The organism is Rhodococcus sp. T7, assembly GCF_009872365.1.
Taxonomy (GTDB): Bacteria; Actinomycetota; Actinomycetes; order Mycobacteriales; family Mycobacteriaceae; genus Rhodococcus_F.
Genome location: NZ_WXYH01000002.1, coordinates 1 through 16,752 on the forward strand (window position 1 = coordinate 1; position 16,752 = coordinate 16,752).

At 68.0% G+C, this 16,752-nt stretch carries 14 protein-coding genes and 2 pseudogenes; 1 reads left to right on the forward strand and 15 read right to left on the reverse strand.

Going from position 1 to position 16,752, the window contains the following annotated elements; translation table 11 throughout:
- The 10 genes and pseudogenes from MLGJGCBP_RS53960 to MLGJGCBP_RS54005 form a co-directional block, all read right to left on the reverse strand.
- The coding region (locus MLGJGCBP_RS53960) for an AMP-binding protein (RefSeq protein ID WP_160093628.1) at positions 1-258 on the reverse strand (258 nt) is incomplete at its 3' end.
- A 28-nt stretch (positions 259-286) separates the two neighbouring features.
- Positions 287-1,048 (reverse strand): enoyl-CoA hydratase, encoded by a 762-nt coding sequence (locus tag MLGJGCBP_RS53965; protein ID WP_011331210.1) that lies wholly within the window; start codon positions 1,046-1,048, stop codon positions 287-289.
- A 4-nt stretch (positions 1,049-1,052) separates the two neighbouring features.
- Positions 1,053-2,208 (reverse strand): annotated as a pseudogene (locus MLGJGCBP_RS53970) (acetyl-CoA C-acetyltransferase).
- Positions 2,209-2,229: 21 nt separating this feature from the next.
- Positions 2,230-2,730 (reverse strand): MaoC family dehydratase, encoded by a 501-nt coding sequence (locus MLGJGCBP_RS53975; RefSeq protein WP_011331212.1) that lies wholly within the window; start codon positions 2,728-2,730, stop codon positions 2,230-2,232.
- Positions 2,727-3,485: a 3-hydroxyacyl-CoA dehydrogenase gene (locus tag MLGJGCBP_RS53980; protein ID WP_011331213.1), complete on the reverse strand. Its 759-nt coding sequence runs from the start codon at positions 3,483-3,485 to the stop codon at positions 2,727-2,729. The genes MLGJGCBP_RS53975 and MLGJGCBP_RS53980 overlap by 4 nt, the downstream gene beginning before the upstream one ends.
- Before the next feature lie 91 nt (positions 3,486-3,576).
- On the reverse strand, positions 3,577-4,737 hold the full coding sequence (locus MLGJGCBP_RS53985) for an acyl-CoA dehydrogenase family protein (protein ID WP_011331214.1): 1,161 nt from the start codon (positions 4,735-4,737) through the stop codon (positions 3,577-3,579).
- Between the two features lie 8 nt (positions 4,738-4,745).
- Positions 4,746-5,534, reverse strand: a complete 789-nt coding sequence (locus MLGJGCBP_RS53990) for an enoyl-CoA hydratase/isomerase family protein (protein ID WP_011331215.1) — start codon at positions 5,532-5,534, stop codon at positions 4,746-4,748.
- A complete protein-coding gene (locus MLGJGCBP_RS53995) occupies positions 5,531-7,198 on the reverse strand; it encodes a long-chain-fatty-acid--CoA ligase (RefSeq protein ID WP_011331216.1) in 1,668 nt (555 codons plus the stop codon). The genes MLGJGCBP_RS53990 and MLGJGCBP_RS53995 overlap by 4 nt, the downstream gene beginning before the upstream one ends.
- A gap of 7 nt (positions 7,199-7,205) precedes the next feature.
- A complete protein-coding gene (locus MLGJGCBP_RS54000) occupies positions 7,206-8,381 on the reverse strand; it encodes a thiolase family protein (protein ID WP_011331217.1) in 1,176 nt (391 codons plus the stop codon).
- Entirely contained in the window at positions 8,378-9,244 is an 867-nt protein-coding gene (locus MLGJGCBP_RS54005) for a CoA transferase (protein WP_011331218.1), read from the reverse strand. The genes MLGJGCBP_RS54000 and MLGJGCBP_RS54005 overlap by 4 nt, the downstream gene beginning before the upstream one ends.
- A 101-nt stretch (positions 9,245-9,345) precedes the next feature.
- Here MLGJGCBP_RS54005 and MLGJGCBP_RS54010 point away from each other — a divergent pair, with 101 nt between their 5' ends.
- Positions 9,346-9,933, forward strand: coding sequence for a TetR/AcrR family transcriptional regulator (locus MLGJGCBP_RS54010; RefSeq protein ID WP_011331219.1), 588 nt, complete (start codon positions 9,346-9,348; stop codon positions 9,931-9,933).
- A 126-nt stretch (positions 9,934-10,059) separates the two neighbouring features.
- Here MLGJGCBP_RS54010 and MLGJGCBP_RS54015 read toward each other — a convergent pair whose 3' ends face one another.
- The 5 genes and pseudogenes from MLGJGCBP_RS54015 to MLGJGCBP_RS54035 form a co-directional block, all read right to left on the reverse strand.
- Positions 10,060-13,095, reverse strand: coding sequence for a Tn3 family transposase (locus MLGJGCBP_RS54015; RefSeq protein WP_011331220.1), 3,036 nt, complete (start codon positions 13,093-13,095; stop codon positions 10,060-10,062).
- 47 nt (positions 13,096-13,142) lie between these two features.
- Positions 13,143-13,583: a fluoride efflux transporter FluC gene (locus MLGJGCBP_RS54020; protein ID WP_160093629.1), complete on the reverse strand. Its 441-nt coding sequence runs from the start codon at positions 13,581-13,583 to the stop codon at positions 13,143-13,145.
- 14 nt (positions 13,584-13,597) lie between these two features.
- On the reverse strand, positions 13,598-14,080 hold the full coding sequence (locus tag MLGJGCBP_RS54025) for a DUF6790 family protein (protein ID WP_100055164.1): 483 nt from the start codon (positions 14,078-14,080) through the stop codon (positions 13,598-13,600).
- 12 nt (positions 14,081-14,092) lie between these two features.
- Positions 14,093-15,973 (reverse strand): propionyl-CoA synthetase, encoded by a 1,881-nt coding sequence (locus MLGJGCBP_RS54030; protein WP_100055163.1) that lies wholly within the window; start codon positions 15,971-15,973, stop codon positions 14,093-14,095.
- Positions 15,974-16,165: 192 nt separating this feature from the next.
- A pseudogene (locus MLGJGCBP_RS54035) lies at positions 16,166-16,612 on the reverse strand (aldehyde dehydrogenase family protein); the annotation flags it as partial.
- Between the last annotated feature and the right edge of the window lie 140 nt (positions 16,613-16,752).

Sequence of the window (16,752 nt, forward strand, 5' to 3'; positions counted from 1 at the left end):
GGACCGCGGGTTGAACGGGGAGACGATCGCGCCGACCTTGAACGCGCCGTACAGCGCGAGGAGGAAGCGGTCGGAGTTCGGCGACAGCACCGCCACGCGGTCGCCCTTCTGCACGCCGAGGGACAGCAGCGCGTTGGCGTACTGGTTGATTTCCCGGTCGAGCTGCCCGTAGCTGCGCTCGACGCCCTCGAAGATCAGCGCGGGCCGGTCCGGGTGGCGGCGTGCGTTCAATGTCAGTTGTCCACCAAGGGTTGCCATGATTCTCCTATGATCGGCGGGTGGTCTGCTAAGCAAATGTGGGGGGACGTTTGGTGAGGACGGCGTCGGCGCCCTCGGCGAAATCCGGTGTGCCGATGAGTTCGATCTGTCCGGCTCGTTCACGCTCGAGGGCGTGGTCGAGGTGGCCCAGGGTGGACGCGGCGAGCGCCCGTCTGGTCAGTTCGAGGGCGCGCCGCGGCCCGGCTCCCAGCGTGCCGGCGACGGCCTCGACATGGGCCGCGAGCTGGTCATCCGGCAGGATCCGGGCCACCAAGCCGGTCTGGGCGGCGTCGGTGGCGGAAAGCCGCTGCCCGAGCAGCGCTAATTCTGTAGCCCGCGCCCGGCCGATCGCCGCGGCGACGAGCGCGGTCGCGCCGCCGTCGGGCATCAGCCCGATGCTGGTGAACGACAACAGGAAATACGCGCTTTCGGCGGCGTAGGTGAGGTCTGCGGCGCAGGCGAGCGCCACTCCGTACCCGACCGCGGGGCCGTTGACGGCGGCGATGACGGGGACCGGCGCGGAGACGATGCCGCGGATCACCCGGTTCGCGGCGTCCATCACCACCTCGGGTTCCTCGCCCGTCACCGCGGTCAGATCCGCTCCCGTGCAGAAGGCTCTTCCCGCGCCGGTGAGCACGATCGCGCGGGCACCGGTCGCTTCCGCCCCGCTGATCGCGGTGTCGAGTGCGACCAGGTCGTCGACGCCGAGGGCGTTCATGCGGCCGGGCCGGTCGATCGTGATGTGAAGCAGGCGGCCGGTGCGGACGGTCCGGATAGCGGTCGGGGTCATCGGATCAGCCGAGCCGCTCGATGATGGTGACGTTGGCTTGTCCGCCGCCCTCGCACATGGTCTGCAACCCGTAGCGTCCGCCGGAGCGTTCGAGTTCGTGCAGCATGGTGGTCATCAGCCGGGTGCCGGTGGCGCCGATCGGGTGGCCGAGAGCGATGGCGCCGCCGTTGGGGTTCACCCGCTCCGGGTCGGCGCCGGTCTCCTGCAACCACGCCATCACGACCGGGGCGAACGCCTCGTTGACCTCGAACACGTCGAAGTCGTCGATGCGCATGCCGGTCCGCTCGAGTGCCCGTTCGGTGGCGGGGATCGGTGCGGCGAGCATCATGACCGGATCGGCGCCGAGCACGGTCAGGTGATGGATCCGGGCCCGCGGAGCCAGGTCGTGGCGGCGTACCGCCTCGGCGGAGGCGATGAGCATGCCCGAGGCGCCGTCGGAGATCTGGCTGGCGACCGCGGCGCTCAAGCGCCCCCCCCGGCGTGAGGCTCGGCAGGGCGGCCATCTTCTCCGGTGTGGTGTCGGCGCGCGGTCCTTCGTCGGTCGTCATCTGCTGGTAGGGGAGGATCTCGGCGGCGAAGCGTCCGCCGGCGATCGCCTGCAGCGCCCGGCGGTGGCTTTCCAGGGCGTACTGCTCCATCGCCTCCCGGTCGATTCCCCACTTTTCGGCGATCATCTCGGCGCCGCGGAACTGCGAGATCGTCTCGTCCCCGTAGCGGGCCCGCCACCTCGTCGAGCCCGAGTAGGGGTCGCGCACGCCGAACGCCTCGCCCGCGGTGACCGACGACATCAGTGGGATCTGGCTCATGTTCTGCACCCCGCCCGCGACGATGAGGTCGGCGGTGCCGCTCATCACGGCCTGCGCGGCGAAATGTACAGCCTGTTGCGAGGATCCGCACTGGCGGTCGATGGTCACGCCGGGCACTGTCTCGGGCAGGCCCGCAGCGAGGGCCGCGGTGCGGGCGATATCGCCCGCCTGCGGACCGATGTTGTCCAGGCAGCCGAGGATCACGTCGTCGACCGACGCGGGGTCGACACCGTTGCGTTCGACGAGTGCGCCGATCACATGGGCCGCGAGGTCGACCGGGTGTGCGGCGGCCAGTGCGCCGCGGCGGCGGCCTACCGGGGTGCGTGCCGCGTCGATGATGTATGCCTCTGGCATTGATGTCTCCGAATCGTCGTCTCAGGTGGTCGATGGTTGACGTGTGCGCGAGTGCAGGTAGGCGTCGAGCAGGACGGTCAGCACGACGCGGCCTTCGCTGTCGACCACGGTGCTCTCGGTGGTGACGAGGGCGCGTGCCCGGTCGTCGAACTGGATGTCGTCGATGACGACGGTGCCGGTCAGCACGTCTCCTGGACGCACGGGACGGCGGAACCGCAGATCTCGGATGCCGCGCCCGGCAATGGCCGCCCAGCTGTGCCCCACTGCGTCGAATGTCAGCCGTTGCAGGATCGCCAACGTGTGGATTCCACTGGCGATCAGGCCACCGAACTGGCCGTCCTGCGCCGCCGCCCGGTCGATGTGAAACCACTGGGGATCCCAGTGGGTGGCGAAGTCGACGAGTTCGGCCTCGGTCACCGTGTGTGAGCCCAAGTCGAAACGCTGGCCGATGCCCAGGTCCTCGGCGTATACAAGGCGTGTGTGCTCATGGTGCGATCCCACCTGCACGCCGACGGGTTTCACCGCGGCGCCATGCGGATCGCGCCGTCGAGGCGGATGGTTTCGCCGTTGAGCATCGGGTTGGTCACGATCGCCTCGACCAGCTGCGCGTACTCGGCGGGGTCGCCGAGCCGGTTCGGGTGCGGCACCTGCTGTCCCAGCGAAATCTGAGCCGCCTCGGGCAGCGTGCCCAGCAGCGGGGTCTTGAACAGGCCGGGCGCGATGGTGTTCACCCGGATCAGCAGCGACGCCAGGTCGCGGGCGATCGGCAGGGTGGCGCCGACGATCCCGCCCTTCGATGCCGAGTACGCGGCCTGTCCGATCTGCCCGTCGAAGGCCGCGACCGAGGCGGTGTTGACGATCACGCCGCGCTCGCCGTCGACGGGCTCGTTCTGCGACATCGCGTGCGCGGCGAGGCGGATGACGTTGAAGGTTCCGGTCAGGTTGACCTTGACGATCTTCTCGAATTCGGCCAGCGGGAACGGTCCGTTCTTACCGACGGTCTTGACGGCGTTGCCGATGCCGGCGCAGTTCACGGTGATTCGCAGTGAGGACTCCGCGTTGGCGCGCTCGACCGCCTCGGTGACCGCGGCCTCGTCGGTGACATCCGCCGGAGCGAATTCCACGGTGTCGCCGAGAGCAGCCAGCGCATCCGTGTTCGCGGTGGGCAGGTCGACGGCGATTACCCGGGCGCCCGACTTGGCGAGGGCGGTGACGGTGGCCAGTCCGAGGCCCGAGGCTCCGCCGGTGACGAGTGCGTTGGTTCCGGTGATATGCATGAATACTCCTGACGAAATAGGTTGAGAACATCGGGTTTTTGACAAAGTGAGGTGTGACTGACGCAGTGGTGTCACTGCGCGAAGGTCAACCTCATAAGGCGCGGCCGATGAGTTCCTTCATGATCTCGTTGGTGCCGCCGTAGATCTTCTGCACGCGGGAAGCGGCGTACATCTGCGCGATCGGGTACTCCATCATGTAGCCGTAGCCACCGAAGACCTGCAGGCAGCGGTCGACGATCTCGCACTGCTTGTCGCTGCCCCACAGCTTGGCCATCGACGCGGTCGCCGCGTCGAGGGTGCCGTCGAGGTGACGCTGGATGCAGTGGTCCATCAGGGTCTTGCCGGCCAGCACGTCGGTCTTGCACTCGGCGAGTACGAACTTCGTGTTCTGGAAGTTCAGGATCGGCTTGCCGAAGGCGTGACGTTCCTTGGCGTACCTGATGCTCTCCGCCACCGCGGCCTCGGCCACCGCGACACCGCCGACACCGAGGATCAGCCGCTCACGCTGCAGCTGACCCATCAGCTGGTAGAAGCCCTGCCCCTCGACGCCGCCGAGCAGATTCGCTGCCGGCACCCGCATGTCGGTGAACGACAACTCGCGGGTGTCCTGGCCGTGCTGGCCGATCTTGTCCAGCACCCGCCCACGCTCGAACCCCGGAAGATTCTCCGTCTCCGCGACGAGCAGCGAGATACCCTTGGAACCTTGGCTCGGGTCCGTTTTGGCGACGATGACGAGCAGGTCGCAGTGCGACGCGTTCGAGATGAACGTCTTCGAGCCGTTGATCACGTAGTGGCCGCCGTCGCGAACCGCGGTGGTCCGTACGGCCTGCAGGTCCGAGCCGGTGCCGGGTTCGGTCATCGCAATGGCGAGGACGCTCTCACCGCTCGCACATTTCGATAGCCAGCGCTTCTTCTGGTCCTCGGTGGCATAGGCGGCGATGTAGTGCGCGACGATCGTCGAGTGCACGGCGAAGCCGAACGCGGTGTCGTGGGCGTAGGCGATCTCCTGCTGCACGATCGCCTCGTGGCCGAAGTTGCCGCCCCCGCCGCCGTATTCTTCGGCGATGTCGAGGCACAGCAGTCCCGCGGCGCCGGCCTTGGTCCAGAACTCGCGGTCGACCTGGTGCTGCGCGGCCCAACGGTCCTGGTTCGGGGTGGCTTCCTTGCGGAAGAACTCGGCGGCGTGCTTACGCAGCAGCGCCTGATCGTCGGTCTCCCACGGGGAGCGGTAATCGGGGAACAGCTCGCTCATGATCGGTCCTACTTTCCGGTGAATTCGGGGGCGCGCTTGGCGAGGAACGCGGCCTGGCCCTCGCGGCTGTCGGCGGAATGGATGGCAACGTGAAAGTTGCGCTTCTCGTGCTCGAGTCCTTGCGCCAGAGAGGTTTCCAGGGCCTGGAGGGCGGCATCCTTGGCCAGCGCCACCGCGAGCGGTGAGTTGGCGGCGATCCGCTGCGCCATGGCGACCGCCGCTTCGAGGGCGGTGCCGTCCGGGACGGTCTCGGCGACGATGCCGGCCGCGCACGCCCGCTGTGCGGACAGGAAGTCGCCGGTGAGCAGTAGGGCCATCGCCTTGGACTTGCCGACGGCCTGAATCAGGCGCTGGGTTCCGCCGCCGCCCGGGATCACGCCGAGCTTCACCTCCGGGACACCGAACTTGGCGGATTCGCCGGCGATGACGATGTCGCAGGCAAGCGCCAACTCGCAGCCGCCGCCGAGTGCGAGGCCCTCGACCGCAGCGAGGACCGGCTTCGGGAATCGGCCCAGGTCGGCCCAGATGGTGCCGCCCAGCGCGGCTCGATCGCCGAGCAGCGACTGGTCGCGAATGGCGTCGAAATTGGTGATGTCGGCTCCGGCGCAGAAGATCCCGCCGGCGCCGGTGAGCACGATGGCACGGATCTCGTCGTCGTGCCGAGCCGCGACGAGCTCGGTGTTCAAGGCGGTGAGCACCGCCTCGTTCAGACTGTTGCGAGCCTTGGGCCGGTTGATCTCCAGGATCAGGAGGTGGCTGTCGCGGGCCGTGCGTAGCGGGGCGTTGTCGGGGTTCATCGGACGTCCTCGTAGACGTTGGTGTGCGCGGCGCGCATGGCCTTCTTGTCGAGCTTGCCGACGCTGGTGCGGGGCAGCTGGTCCAGATACAGGACGGTCTCGGGCAATTGCCATTTGGCGAATGCATCGGCGAGCAATTCGTGGATCTCCGACAGTGGAAGTTCCTGCCCGTCGGTCGTCACGACGAGTGCTACTGGACGCTCCTGCCACTTCGGGTGCGGGACGCCGATGACGGCCGCCTCGGCGATCTTCGGATGGGCAACGAGTGCGTTCTCCATGTCGATGGAGGAAATCCATTCGCCACCCGACTTGACCACGTCCTTGATCCGGTCGGTGATCTTCAAGTAACCATTCGGGTCGATGGTCCCGACATCGCCGCTACGCCAATACCCGTCGAGGAACTTGTCGGCGTCGTCGTCGAGCTTGTGATAGCGCTCGATGATCCACGGTCCGCGCAGCAGCACTTCACCCTGACTCGTGCCGTCGTGCGGGAGATCGTTGCCTTCCGCGTCGACGATCCGGATGTCGATGCCGTTGACCGGCAAACCCTGCTTACGCTTGAGATCCCACTTCTCCTCGTCCGAGATCACACCGCGCAGCGAGGGCTTCAGTCCCCGGTTCACCGCGACCAGAGGGGTGGTCTCGGTGGCGCCGTAGGCGTGGATGACGTCGGCTCCAGTGATGTCGTGGAAGTCGCGCATCAGCGACAGCGGCGGCTCGGTGGCACCGGACAGCAGCCGCGCGCGGGAGAAGTCCGGTGCGACCGCAAGCGTCTTGATGTAGTTCATCATGGGCTGGAAGATCGCCGGCGCACCGTTTGCGACGGTGACTTGCTCCGCGATCATCGCGTCCACGAGGACGGATGTGTCCTCGGCGATGTAGCGACCGGGCAGCACGATTTTTGCGGCACTGTAGGCGGCCGCCTGGGGTAGGCCCCAGCCCTGGCCGTGGAACATCGGCGTGATGAGCATGACGGCATCGTCGCTGCTCATCCCGAGTCCGGCGACCTCGGCGAGGGTGTGCAGGTAGATGCCGCGATGCGAGTAGTAGATGCCCTTGGGCCTGCCGGTGGTGCCGGTGGTGTAACACGCGCTGTAGGAGGAGGTTTCGTCGATGACCGGCCAGTCGATCTCCGGGCCGGCGTCCGCGAGCAGGTCCTCCCAGTGCACCGCGTGCGGGAGCGTGGTGGTGATGTCGGCCAGCGGCTTATCGGTCATCACCACCCACGTCTTCACGTTCGGCGTATGCGGTGCCAGCGCCTCGGCAACCGGAAGCAGCGACTCGTCGATGAGGACCACCGATGCATCACTGTGTCCGGTGACGTAAGCGAGATCCTCTGGCGCCAAACGCAGGTTCATCTGCAACATCACGGCAGCGAGGCCGGGAATCGCCCAGTACAGCTCGTAGTGCCGCTTGCTGTTCCAGTCGAGGATCCCGACCACATCGCCCGGCCCGACGCCGATCGAGCGAAGTGCATTGGCACTTCGTTGGATTCGCGCGTAGGCATCGGCGTAGGTGTACCGGTCCCAGCCGCCGTCCGCGGTGCGGTACACGATCTCCTGCTCGGGATAGGTGCGCGCGGCGTGCCGGATGATGGTGGTGGTGTTGAGTTGATAGTGGTCGCCGTGGGTGGAGGGCAGGCCCCTCACGATCTCGTGGCTCATGACGTCCTCAGATGCGTTCGATGATGGTGGCGTTCGCGGTGCCGGTGGCCTCGCAGACGGTCTGCAAGCCGAACCTCTTGCCGGAGCGTTCGAGTTCGCAGAGCAGGTCGGTGAGCATCCGGGCTCCGGTCGAGCCCAGCGGGTGGCCGAGGGCGACGGAGCCGCCGTTGACGTTCAGCTTGTCGTCCGGGACGCCGAATTCCCGTTGGAAGATCAGCGGCACACCGGCGAAGGCCTCGTTGACCTCGAACAGGTCGATCTCCTCGACGGCCAACCCGCTTCGGCCGAGCGCCTTGTGGGCGGCGTCGAGGATCGCGGTGAACTGGATGATCGGGTCGGCGGCGGCGACCGACAGCGCGCGGAACCGGGCGCGTGGGATGAGGCCGTTGCGCTCGGCGTACTCGCGGTCGGCGATCAGCAGCGCGGCCGCGCCGTCGCTGATCTGCGAGGAGTTGGCCGCCGTGGTCCGCCCGTCGGCGCCGAACACGGCTTTCAGGCTCGCCATCTTGGCGGGGTCGATGTGCTCGCGGATGCCCTCGTCCGAGTCGATGACCGGACCGGTCGGGTCGTCGGGGTCGGCGGTGATCGGCACCATCTGGTCGCGGAACTTCCCGGCCCGCGTCGCGGCGTGCGCCCGCTCGTGGCTGCGAGCGCTGAACGCGTCCAACGCCGCTCGGCTCAGGTCGAACCTCTCGTTCATCAGCTCCGACGACGGGCCCTGCGCCATCAGCCCACCGTCGTAGCGGTCGAGTTCGCGCGGGCTGTACTGCGGGCCGAGCGGCGCGCCGGGCAGGAACGCCGGAGGCATCGGCACCCGTGACATCGACTCGACGCCGCAGGCGATCACCAGGTCGTGGGAACCCGCCATCACCGCCTGGGCGGCGAAGCTGACCGCCTGCTGCCCTGAACCGCACTGGCGGTCGATCGTCACCGCGGGGACCGACTCGGGCAGCCCGGCGGCGAGCACCGCGTGGCGGCCGAGATTGCCCGACTGGACATCGTGCTGGATGACGCAGCCGGTGATGACGTCCTCGATCGCGGCGGGGTCGACGCCGGCGCGGGCCACAAGCTCCCGCAGCGTCTGCCCGAGCAGGTCCACCGGATGCCATGCGCTGAGGATCCCTCCGCGACGGCCGACCGGGGTCCGGACCGCGCCGACGATAACGGCCTCGCGAACACTCATGACAAAGCTCCTTGTGCTGAATTACGGGGTGCCGAATCGCGGATTCCGATCAGGGGAATGTCGAGGCGCTTCGCGACCTCCTCCCATTCGCGCGTCGGCTTGGAAAGAAACGTCTGCTCGAGCTCCTCCTGGGTGCCCTCGACACCGAGACCGGCGCGGGCGCGCTCCCAGAAGTGCGGCTCGAGCGCGGCCAGCGCGACGTGGCCGTCGGAGCTGGAGTAGATCCGGTAACCGGGATGCGCCCCGCCGAGCGGCGCGCCCGCTCCCATCAGACCGTGCCGAACTGCGGCGCCGGCGTCGGCGGCCGCCTGTTCGAGGACGACCCGCTCGCGGTGTCCCACGCCGGACTCCGCGGCCACGCGCAGGGCGAGCAGGGCCGCGGACACGGCGCGCTCGGCGCCGAGCAGGTCGGCCACCGGGACGGTCGGCATCGTCGGCGGCTGGAGAGTGCCGTGCAGGGCCTGGTACGTCAGGTCATGGCCGGGCTGCTCCGCCGCGATCCCGTCGTGCCCGACGATCTCGATATGCGACAGGTGCGGATTCGCCGCGGTCAACTCGTCCAGGCCGAGCTTGACCAGCGCCGAGGGGCGCATGGCGGTGAGCATCAGGTCGGCACGCGACAGCTCGCGCGCCGCCACCGCCCGATCAGCGGGGTCCTTGAGGTCGAGGGTCACGACCCGCTGGCCCACAGTGAGCTCGTCGTACCACGTCGGCGCCACGGCCCGCAGCGGGTCGCCGGCCGGCGGTTCGATCTTGGTGACGGTGGCGCCCAGCGCCCGTAGCCGCGCGGCGGCGAGCGGGCCCGGCAGATTGATCGCGAGCGACACCACCTGCACGCCCTGCAGCGAACTCGACTGCGACATCATCAACCCCTTTTTGACTATACTGATGTATAGCCATTAATGCGCATGTACTGTCTAATGTCAAGGGTGTATGCTTTTTTCTCTGATAGGAGGCAATTTCTGTGACCGACCCCCGCGCCAGTGACGAGGACCTCACCGCGAAGGCCCGCATTCGCAACGCCGCGCTCGACCTCTACGCCGAGCGCGGCGAGGATCGCGTCTCGATGCGCGCCGTCGCCGCCGCCGCCGGGGTCGCCGTGGGATTGGTGCAGCACCACTTCAAGACCAAGGACGGGCTACGCGTCGCCGTCGAGCAACTGGTCGTCGACTATTACGCTCTGGCGATCGCCTCTGTGCCGGACGAGGGCGCCCCAGCGCAGGTCGCCGCCGCTCGAGACGAGGCGGTGCGGCACATGCTCGCGACGCATCCGACGGTGGTGAACTACATCCGGCGCGCTGTGCTCGATCCGCAGGGAAAGAGCGAGTTACTCGAGCGGCTGACCGACCTGAGTCGCAGAGAGATCTCCAAACTCCGCTATTCGGGCAAGACCTCGACACGGCGATCCGAGTCCTCACAGGTCATCGGGCTGATGGTTCGTCAGCTGGGGCAGCTGCTCATGCAGCCGATGATCGATGACATGTGTGACTTCCTCGACCGGACGGGCGTGCCGCACAGCGACAAACTGACGCTCTCCGTGACCGTAATCTAGCGGTAGTTTGTTGGGTCAGGTCGGAGGTAGAGGTGCAGGCCGTGGCCTGTTTCGCGGCTCAGGAGAGACTTCCGCCGACATGCGTCGTCAGGTCCTGAGCGGTCATCCGCCACCCTTCGACTCGCGCTACTCGTCGTCGTCGGCGTCCGGGTCGCGCAGCGGTCGGTGAACTCCGCTGGGGTCGGGCAGGTGGAAGCTGTAGTGCCCGTCGATGCCGATGTGGGCGCGCACGAACGCCGACAATCGCTCGACATCGGTGTCGAGCACCGGGTATCCGCCGGCTCGCAGCGCGGCGAGGGCGCGGTTCTCGTAGACGGTGTTCCACACGACGACGCAATTGAGCACCAATCCCAGCGCCGAGAGCTGGTCTTCCATGCCCTCGTAGTAGGCGCGGGTCATCTCGCCCTTGCGGCCGTGATAGATCGTGCGCGCCAGGTCGTGACGACCCTCGACGAGATTGGACTGGGCCTTGCCCTCGCGCCGGTAAGGTTCGTCGTCGGCCAGGCGCAGGATGTGCAGGGTCTTGAAGATCCGCCCGAAATGGGCGATGGCCTGGCCCAACGCGGTCGGCTGCCCGTCGCGGGAGATCATCCTGGTGACCTCGTGCGCCGACACCTCACCGGAGTGGATCGACACCGCGATCCGGCACATGTCCTCCCAGTGCGCGGCGATCTTGGCGGTGTCGATCACCCCGCGCGCCGCCTTGTCCAGCGGCCCGTAGTCGGCTCGGGCGTCGATGCGCCACAACCGCTGATCGGGCAGGTTCGCCAGCTGCGGCCGGTACTGGCGGCCGATCAGATGCAGCAGTCCGAACACGATGTCGGAATACGACCCGGTGTCGGTGATGATGACCTCCGGAATCCGCCCGCCGTGCTGGGACACGATCACGTCGATGGTGTGCAGCGAATCGCGAGGTGTTCCGCGCAGCACCTTGCCTGCCAGCCCGGCGGACTGGTCGTTGAGCATGTTCAACCAGGTGATGCCCAGTTTCCGGCCGAAGTACTTCGGGTTCGGGCGGGCGTTATGGGTGCGCACGGGCACCACGAACCGCATCCCGTCCACCGAGGCGACCAGCCCGCCGCCCCACGCTTGGGCCAGGGGGATGTCGGCCTGGGCGTCGACCAGCACGGCGTTGGCCGCCTCGATGGTCTCGGCCCGCACGTAGCACTGGTCGACGTGCAGCAGCCGATCCCTGGTCAGGGCGTCGACACCAGGCGTTGTCACCGGTTTGAACCCGACGTTCATCGCATAGGAACAGAGCACGGCCGCCACCGACAAGCCGAGGTCGGCGACGCGGGCCTCGTTGCCCGAGGTGTGGGTGAACGCCTCGGTGAAACCGGGATGCCAGCTCATCACCTCCGTGACCAGTTCCGGCAGGTCCACACGCGGGATCATCGCCTCCACCCGGCGGCGCAGGTCGACCAGCGACGCGGGCTCGGCCTTGGCGTCCAGCGCGGCGACGTGCAGTTTGCCGTCGGCGTCGATGCTGGCTGGGGTGTCCTCGCCCAGCCGTGCGGCCAACTCCCGATAAGCGGTCTCCAACGCCGTCGCGTGATCGGTCAGCAGCTGCGTCGGCGCGGCGGGCAGGCCCAGCGCGTTCATGCCGGCGTCACGCGCAGCCTCCCAGGCTTCGCCTGCCAGCAGGTGCGCCCGCGGGTCGCGCCACCGCGACGAACGCACCGCGAAGATGCTGCGGTGCTTGAGGTGTCGGTGGAACTGTTCCAACACGCAGATCGTGTAGGAGTTCCGGTCGACGGTGCCCTCCGGTCGGCCCGGCGTGTAGATCAAGCGCTTCCACGCGCCGACGATCAAGTCGTGGTCGACCTTGCGGGCGTCCAGCAGGTTTGCCGGGATCTTGCCCGACGACCTGGATGTCAGCAGCTCGGCGAGGGTCTTCATTGCCGCCAGGACGGCGGCGCCGTCACTGGTCGCGCCGAACTCGATCGTGTCCATCAGCATCGACAGGAACGGGCGGACCGTGGCGAACTTGCCGGCCAACTCGATCAACCGCTGCCCATCCAGCTCCGCGTCGTCGGCGGGCACCAGCTCGTCGACCGCCTGGACCGCGTGCCGCAACTCGGCCCGGGTGACGGTCTTCTCGATCATGTCCAACACCACGCCCAGCCCGACGTCCTGGTTGACCTCGACCATCTCCAGCAGCACCTTCACCGCTGCCGCGAGCTTGCCTGCGTTGCGTGACACCCTCGGATAGCGACGCAGCTTCTCCTCGCGAGACTCCCGCTCGGCCTTGGACAGAAGCTTCGTCGTCATCAACATGTCGAAGGTCTCCAACACGTCGTCGACCGCCCGCGCGCTCAACACAACGACCGTCGCGGCCAGCACCGCCAAGCGCTGCTCACGCGTGGGCAGCCGCCGCAGCGCGGCGGCCTTGCTCGCCAACCCGTAGGTCGCCAACCCCGTCAACCGACGCGGCGGGATCGCCCTCACGTCGATGCTGTCCACCCCGACCGCTTGCAGGTCGACAACCCTGCGCAGCGCCGCGAGCATCCCCTTCGACGACGCCTTGAACACGCCCTTGCGCAGCCGCTCCAGCTCGCTGACCTTCTGCCCGCCCTCCGCAGGAACCTCCAGCAGCCGCAACAAGGCAGACGCGGACTCCGAGGTCAGCTGCTCGCCGAGCTGGCGCCACAACCGGGCGTCCGCCGCGTTGCGGCCGTCGCCGATCAGCCGCTCCAACGTGGTGATCCCCGGCAGCAGCGCCTGACGCTTCCGCAGCCATGTCACTGCGTCGCCGAAGATCGCCTTCGGTCCGTCGCCGGTCATCCACGCCTGGTCGACGATCCACGACGTGAGCTCCGACTCCATCTCGCCGAACGGCTTGAGTCCGTACACCTGCTGGATTTCCCAGGCGTGTTCGAGCTTGGTCTTCTCCCGATCGGTGTACCGCTTCACCATCGACGGATCGGAGATCTCCAACTGCTCGGCCAGATACTCGATCAACGCGGGCGGGACATCCAGCGGATCAGCCAGGAACATTCCCAGGTGACGCACCGTCACCACCTGCACCGCGAACCCCAGACGGTTGTAGTCGCGCCGCCGCGCAGCGATCAGCCGCCGGTCCTCGTCATCCAAGTAGCAGTAACGCTCCAGCTCCTGCCGAGACAACGCACCGAACCGGCCATAGCCGCCCTCATCAGTCACGACGACATGAAATCACCTACAGCGCAAGGTCGCTCGGCGATTGCCCCTTAGCGCCGGATTTCGTCAATCTGCTCCCCGACCCCCAACACCCCGAGCACGACGCTGACCACCGCATAGGCAAACGCGGTCACCACCGCCGAAGCCCGTGCGAGATCTGTGATCTCGAGGGCGAATGCGCTGTACGTCGTCAACGCACCGCAGATGCCGGTACCGCCGAACAGTCGCACCCGCTGACGCCACCCGTCGTCGGGGCCCAGTCGCGCAAGGACTTCCAGCAGCGCGCCGAGGATGAACGCGCCCGCGATGTTGACGCCGAAGGTCGCCCACGGCCATTGCCCGTCGACCGCCGGGAAGGTCTGCTCGGCCAAGTACCGCAGGCCGGTGCCGCACAGCCCGCCGGCGAACACCCAGACGAGCGCCCGGGCGCGAAGATGCGGCGGACGCTCATCGGGGTCGACGGGCAGCTCGCCGTGCTGGTCTGCGTGCACCCGCCAAGTCTCCGCTACGTCACGACGGCATACAAGACGAACAGGTACACCGGTACCAGCACGTCGAAGACGAAGATCGGACCGGCGTTGCCCGCCTTGAAGTTCCGTCTGGTCACCATCTCCCGGACGTGCCCGACGGCGGCCCCCAGGTAGAACACCGCGAAGGCGATGATCGTGGCCAGTGTGAAGTCGTCGTCGAACCCCGACGCGATCACACCCAGGACGCCGGTCGCCAGGCTGGCCAGCCCGACCTCCCACTGCCACGGCGTCCTCGGCTGCCACCCGATCGATTCGGCGATCGGCTCGCCGAAGAACATGTGACCGCAACCGGTCATCCAGCCCTGCACGCCGATCATCCACAGCACCGAGTTCTCGAGCAGATCCCGGCCGAGATCGCCGCCTGGGGACAGCGCGTCGATCACCGTCGTGATGATCGTGCCGACCAACCCGACGAAGGGTACGACGGCTATCGCGATGCGGAGGGCGCGGTCGCTCATGTTGTGCGCCCGTCAGCCCTTGAGCTGTTCGGCCAGTGCGGTCAGCACGTCGGGGTCCTCGATGGTCGACGGGACCGTGTACTCCTCGTGGTCGGCGATCTGCCGCATCGTCTTCCGCAGGATCTTGCCCGATCGGGTCTTGGGCAGTGCCGGCACCACGGTCACGTCGCGGAAGGTCGCGACCGCACCGATCTCGTTGCGCACCTTGGCCACGAGCTCGCTGCGCAGGGTGTCGGCCTCGATCTCGACACCGGACTTCAGCACCACATACCCACTCGGTCGCTGCCCCTTGAGATCGTCGTGGATGCCGATGACCGCACATTCGGCGACCGCCGGATGCGACGCCACGACGGCCTCGATACTGCCGGTCGAGAGCCGGTGTCCGGCAACGTTGATCACGTCGTCGGAACGCCCGAGCACGAAGACGTAACCGTCGGCGTCGACGTATCCGGAGTCCCCGGTGAGGTAGTAACCGTCGAACGCTGCGAGGTAGGACTTGCGGTAACGCTCCTCGTCGCGCCACAGTCCGGCCAGGGTGCCCGGTGGCAGTGGCAGTCGGATGACGATGTTGCCCTCCTCGCCGGCGCCCACGATCTTGCCCTCGGCGTCGACGACCCCGACCCGGAAACCCGGGACCGGCACCGTGGGCGATCCGGCCTTGATCGGCATCGGTTCCAGCCCACGCAGATTCGCGGCGATCGCCCATCCGGTCTCGGTCTGCCACCAGTGGTCGACGACCGGCACCCCGAGAATCCTCGATGCCCAGGTGAACGTGTCCGGGTCGAGGCGCTCACCGGCCGCGAACAGGGTCTGCAACGACGACACGTCGTGGGCGGCCAACTCGGCGGCCTCCGGGTCGGCCTTGCGGATCGCGCGGATCGCGGTCGGCGCGGTGAACAGCGCCTTCACCCGATGATCGGCGACGACCCGCCAGAAGGCGCCGGCGTCGGGGGTCCCCACGGGCTTGCCCTCGTACATCACCGTCGTCGCCCCGACGAGCAGCGGGGCGTACACGATGTAGGAGTGCCCGACGACCCAGCCCACGTCGGATGCGGTCCACCAGACGTCACCCGCGGCGATGTCGTAGATGTTCGTCATCGACCACGTCAGGGCCACCGCGTGACCGCCGTTGTCGCGGACCACCCCCTTGGGTTTACCCGTGGTTCCGGAGGTGTAGAGGATGTAGAGCGGATCGGTCGCCGCCACCGGCACCGGCTCCGCGGGCTCGGCAACCTGCGTCACCTCGTCCCAGTCCAGCCAGCCGTCGTGATCGGCGGCGCTGCCCGCGATCTCGGGGCGATCCTTGACGATGATCGTCGCCGGGGAGGCCGACGACAGTTCGACGGCCTTGGCGACCATCGGCAGGTACTCCACGGCACGGCCCGGTTCGAGCCCACCGGAGGCGGTGACGACGGCGACCGGCTCCGCGTCGTCGATGCGGGCGGCCAGTTCCGGTGCGGCGAAGCCGCCGAACACCACCGAGTGCACGGCCCCGATCCGCGCGCAGGCCAGCATCGCGATGGCGGCCTCGGGGATCATCGGCATGTAGATCACGACGCGGTCACCCGCGCCCACGCCGTGGGCGGCGAGTGCCCCGGCGAACCGCGACACCTCGTCCAGGAGCTCGGCATAGGTGTAGCGGCGGACCTCGCCGACCATCGCCGAGTCCCAGATCAGGGCCGTCCGCTCGCCCTGGCCCGCGGCGACATGACGGTCCAGGGCGTTGTGGCAGGTGTTGAGTTCGCCGTCGGGAAACCACCGGTAGAACGGGGCGGCGGAGTCGTCGAGCGCCCGCGTCGGAGTGACCGTCCAGTCGATCGCGGACGCCGCGTCGAGCCAGAAACCCTCACGGTCCTCGGTCGCCCGTGTGAACGCCTCGTCGTATCGTCCCATCGCTGATCCGCCCTTCGCCCTGACGCCGTCGTCCTCGGGCGGCACATCATCGGATGTGCCGTGTCCCGGTTAGAGGTTAGTCATGTGACGATCGACACGACACCTGTTCCGCGGGCCGCGCGCCGACCGGTCACCGTCGTGCGGCGAGCGGGCGCAGACCCCGCTGCGTCGACGCGCGGGCCCGCGGGAAGGTCACCGCTGCACGTAGAAGACGCGCCGGTTGACGAATTCGCCGATGCCGAGCGGTCCGAGTTCCCGCCCGAAGCCGGAACGCTTGGTTCCGCCGAACGGCACGTCGGCGCCTTCGCCGGCCGAGGTGTTCACATTGGCCATACCCACCTCGAGTCGCGACGCGACCGCGATCGCCCGCTGCTCGTCGCTCGAGAAGACAGCACCCCCGAGCCCGAACGGGACGTCGTTCGCGAGAGCGACCGCCTCGTCGTCGTCGGACACCGAATAGACGACGGCGACCGGGCCGAACAGCTCCTCACGGTAAGCGCGCATGTCCGGGGTGACCCCGGTCAGGACTGCCGGGGTGAACCATCCGTGCTCGGCGAGCTCTCCACCGACGTGCAGGGTCGCACCCCTGTCGACCGCGTCGCGCACCTGGGCGAGCAGCCCCTCGGCCGCCTTCCGCGACACCCATCACCTCCCACTCCAGGCCGTCGAAGGTGTCCAGGGAGAACTTCTGAAGGACCGCGGCAGCGGACGCGAGCGTGTCGGACATGATGATTCCTCTCGGGTGGATCGAGCTGCCCGCGGGTCGCGGGCAGGTGAGA

What these genes read in the sequence shown, in the direction of transcription:
- MLGJGCBP_RS53985 (WP_011331214.1), bottom strand. Translation starts at nt 4,737, where the DNA reads ATGAGCGAGCTGTTCCCCGATTACCGCTCCCCGTGGGAGACCGACGAT.
- MLGJGCBP_RS53995 (WP_011331216.1), bottom strand. Translation starts at nt 7,198, where the DNA reads ATGAGCCACGAGATCGTGAGGGGCCTGCCCTCCACCCACGGCGACCAC.
- MLGJGCBP_RS54005 (WP_011331218.1), bottom strand. Translation starts at nt 9,244, where the DNA reads ATGTCGCAGTCGAGTTCGCTGCAGGGCGTGCAGGTGGTGTCGCTCGCG.
- MLGJGCBP_RS53965 (WP_011331210.1), bottom strand. Translation starts at nt 1,048, where the DNA reads ATGACCCCGACCGCTATCCGGACCGTCCGCACCGGCCGCCTGCTTCAC.
- MLGJGCBP_RS53990 (WP_011331215.1), bottom strand. Translation starts at nt 5,534, where the DNA reads ATGAACCCCGACAACGCCCCGCTACGCACGGCCCGCGACAGCCACCTC.
- MLGJGCBP_RS54030 (WP_100055163.1), bottom strand. Translation starts at nt 15,973, where the DNA reads ATGGGACGATACGACGAGGCGTTCACACGGGCGACCGAGGACCGTGAG.
- MLGJGCBP_RS53980 (WP_011331213.1), bottom strand. Translation starts at nt 3,485, where the DNA reads ATGCATATCACCGGAACCAACGCACTCGTCACCGGCGGAGCCTCGGGC.
- MLGJGCBP_RS54000 (WP_011331217.1), bottom strand. Translation starts at nt 8,381, where the DNA reads ATGAGTGTTCGCGAGGCCGTTATCGTCGGCGCGGTCCGGACCCCGGTC.
- MLGJGCBP_RS54025 (WP_100055164.1), bottom strand. Translation starts at nt 14,080, where the DNA reads ATGAGCGACCGCGCCCTCCGCATCGCGATAGCCGTCGTACCCTTCGTC.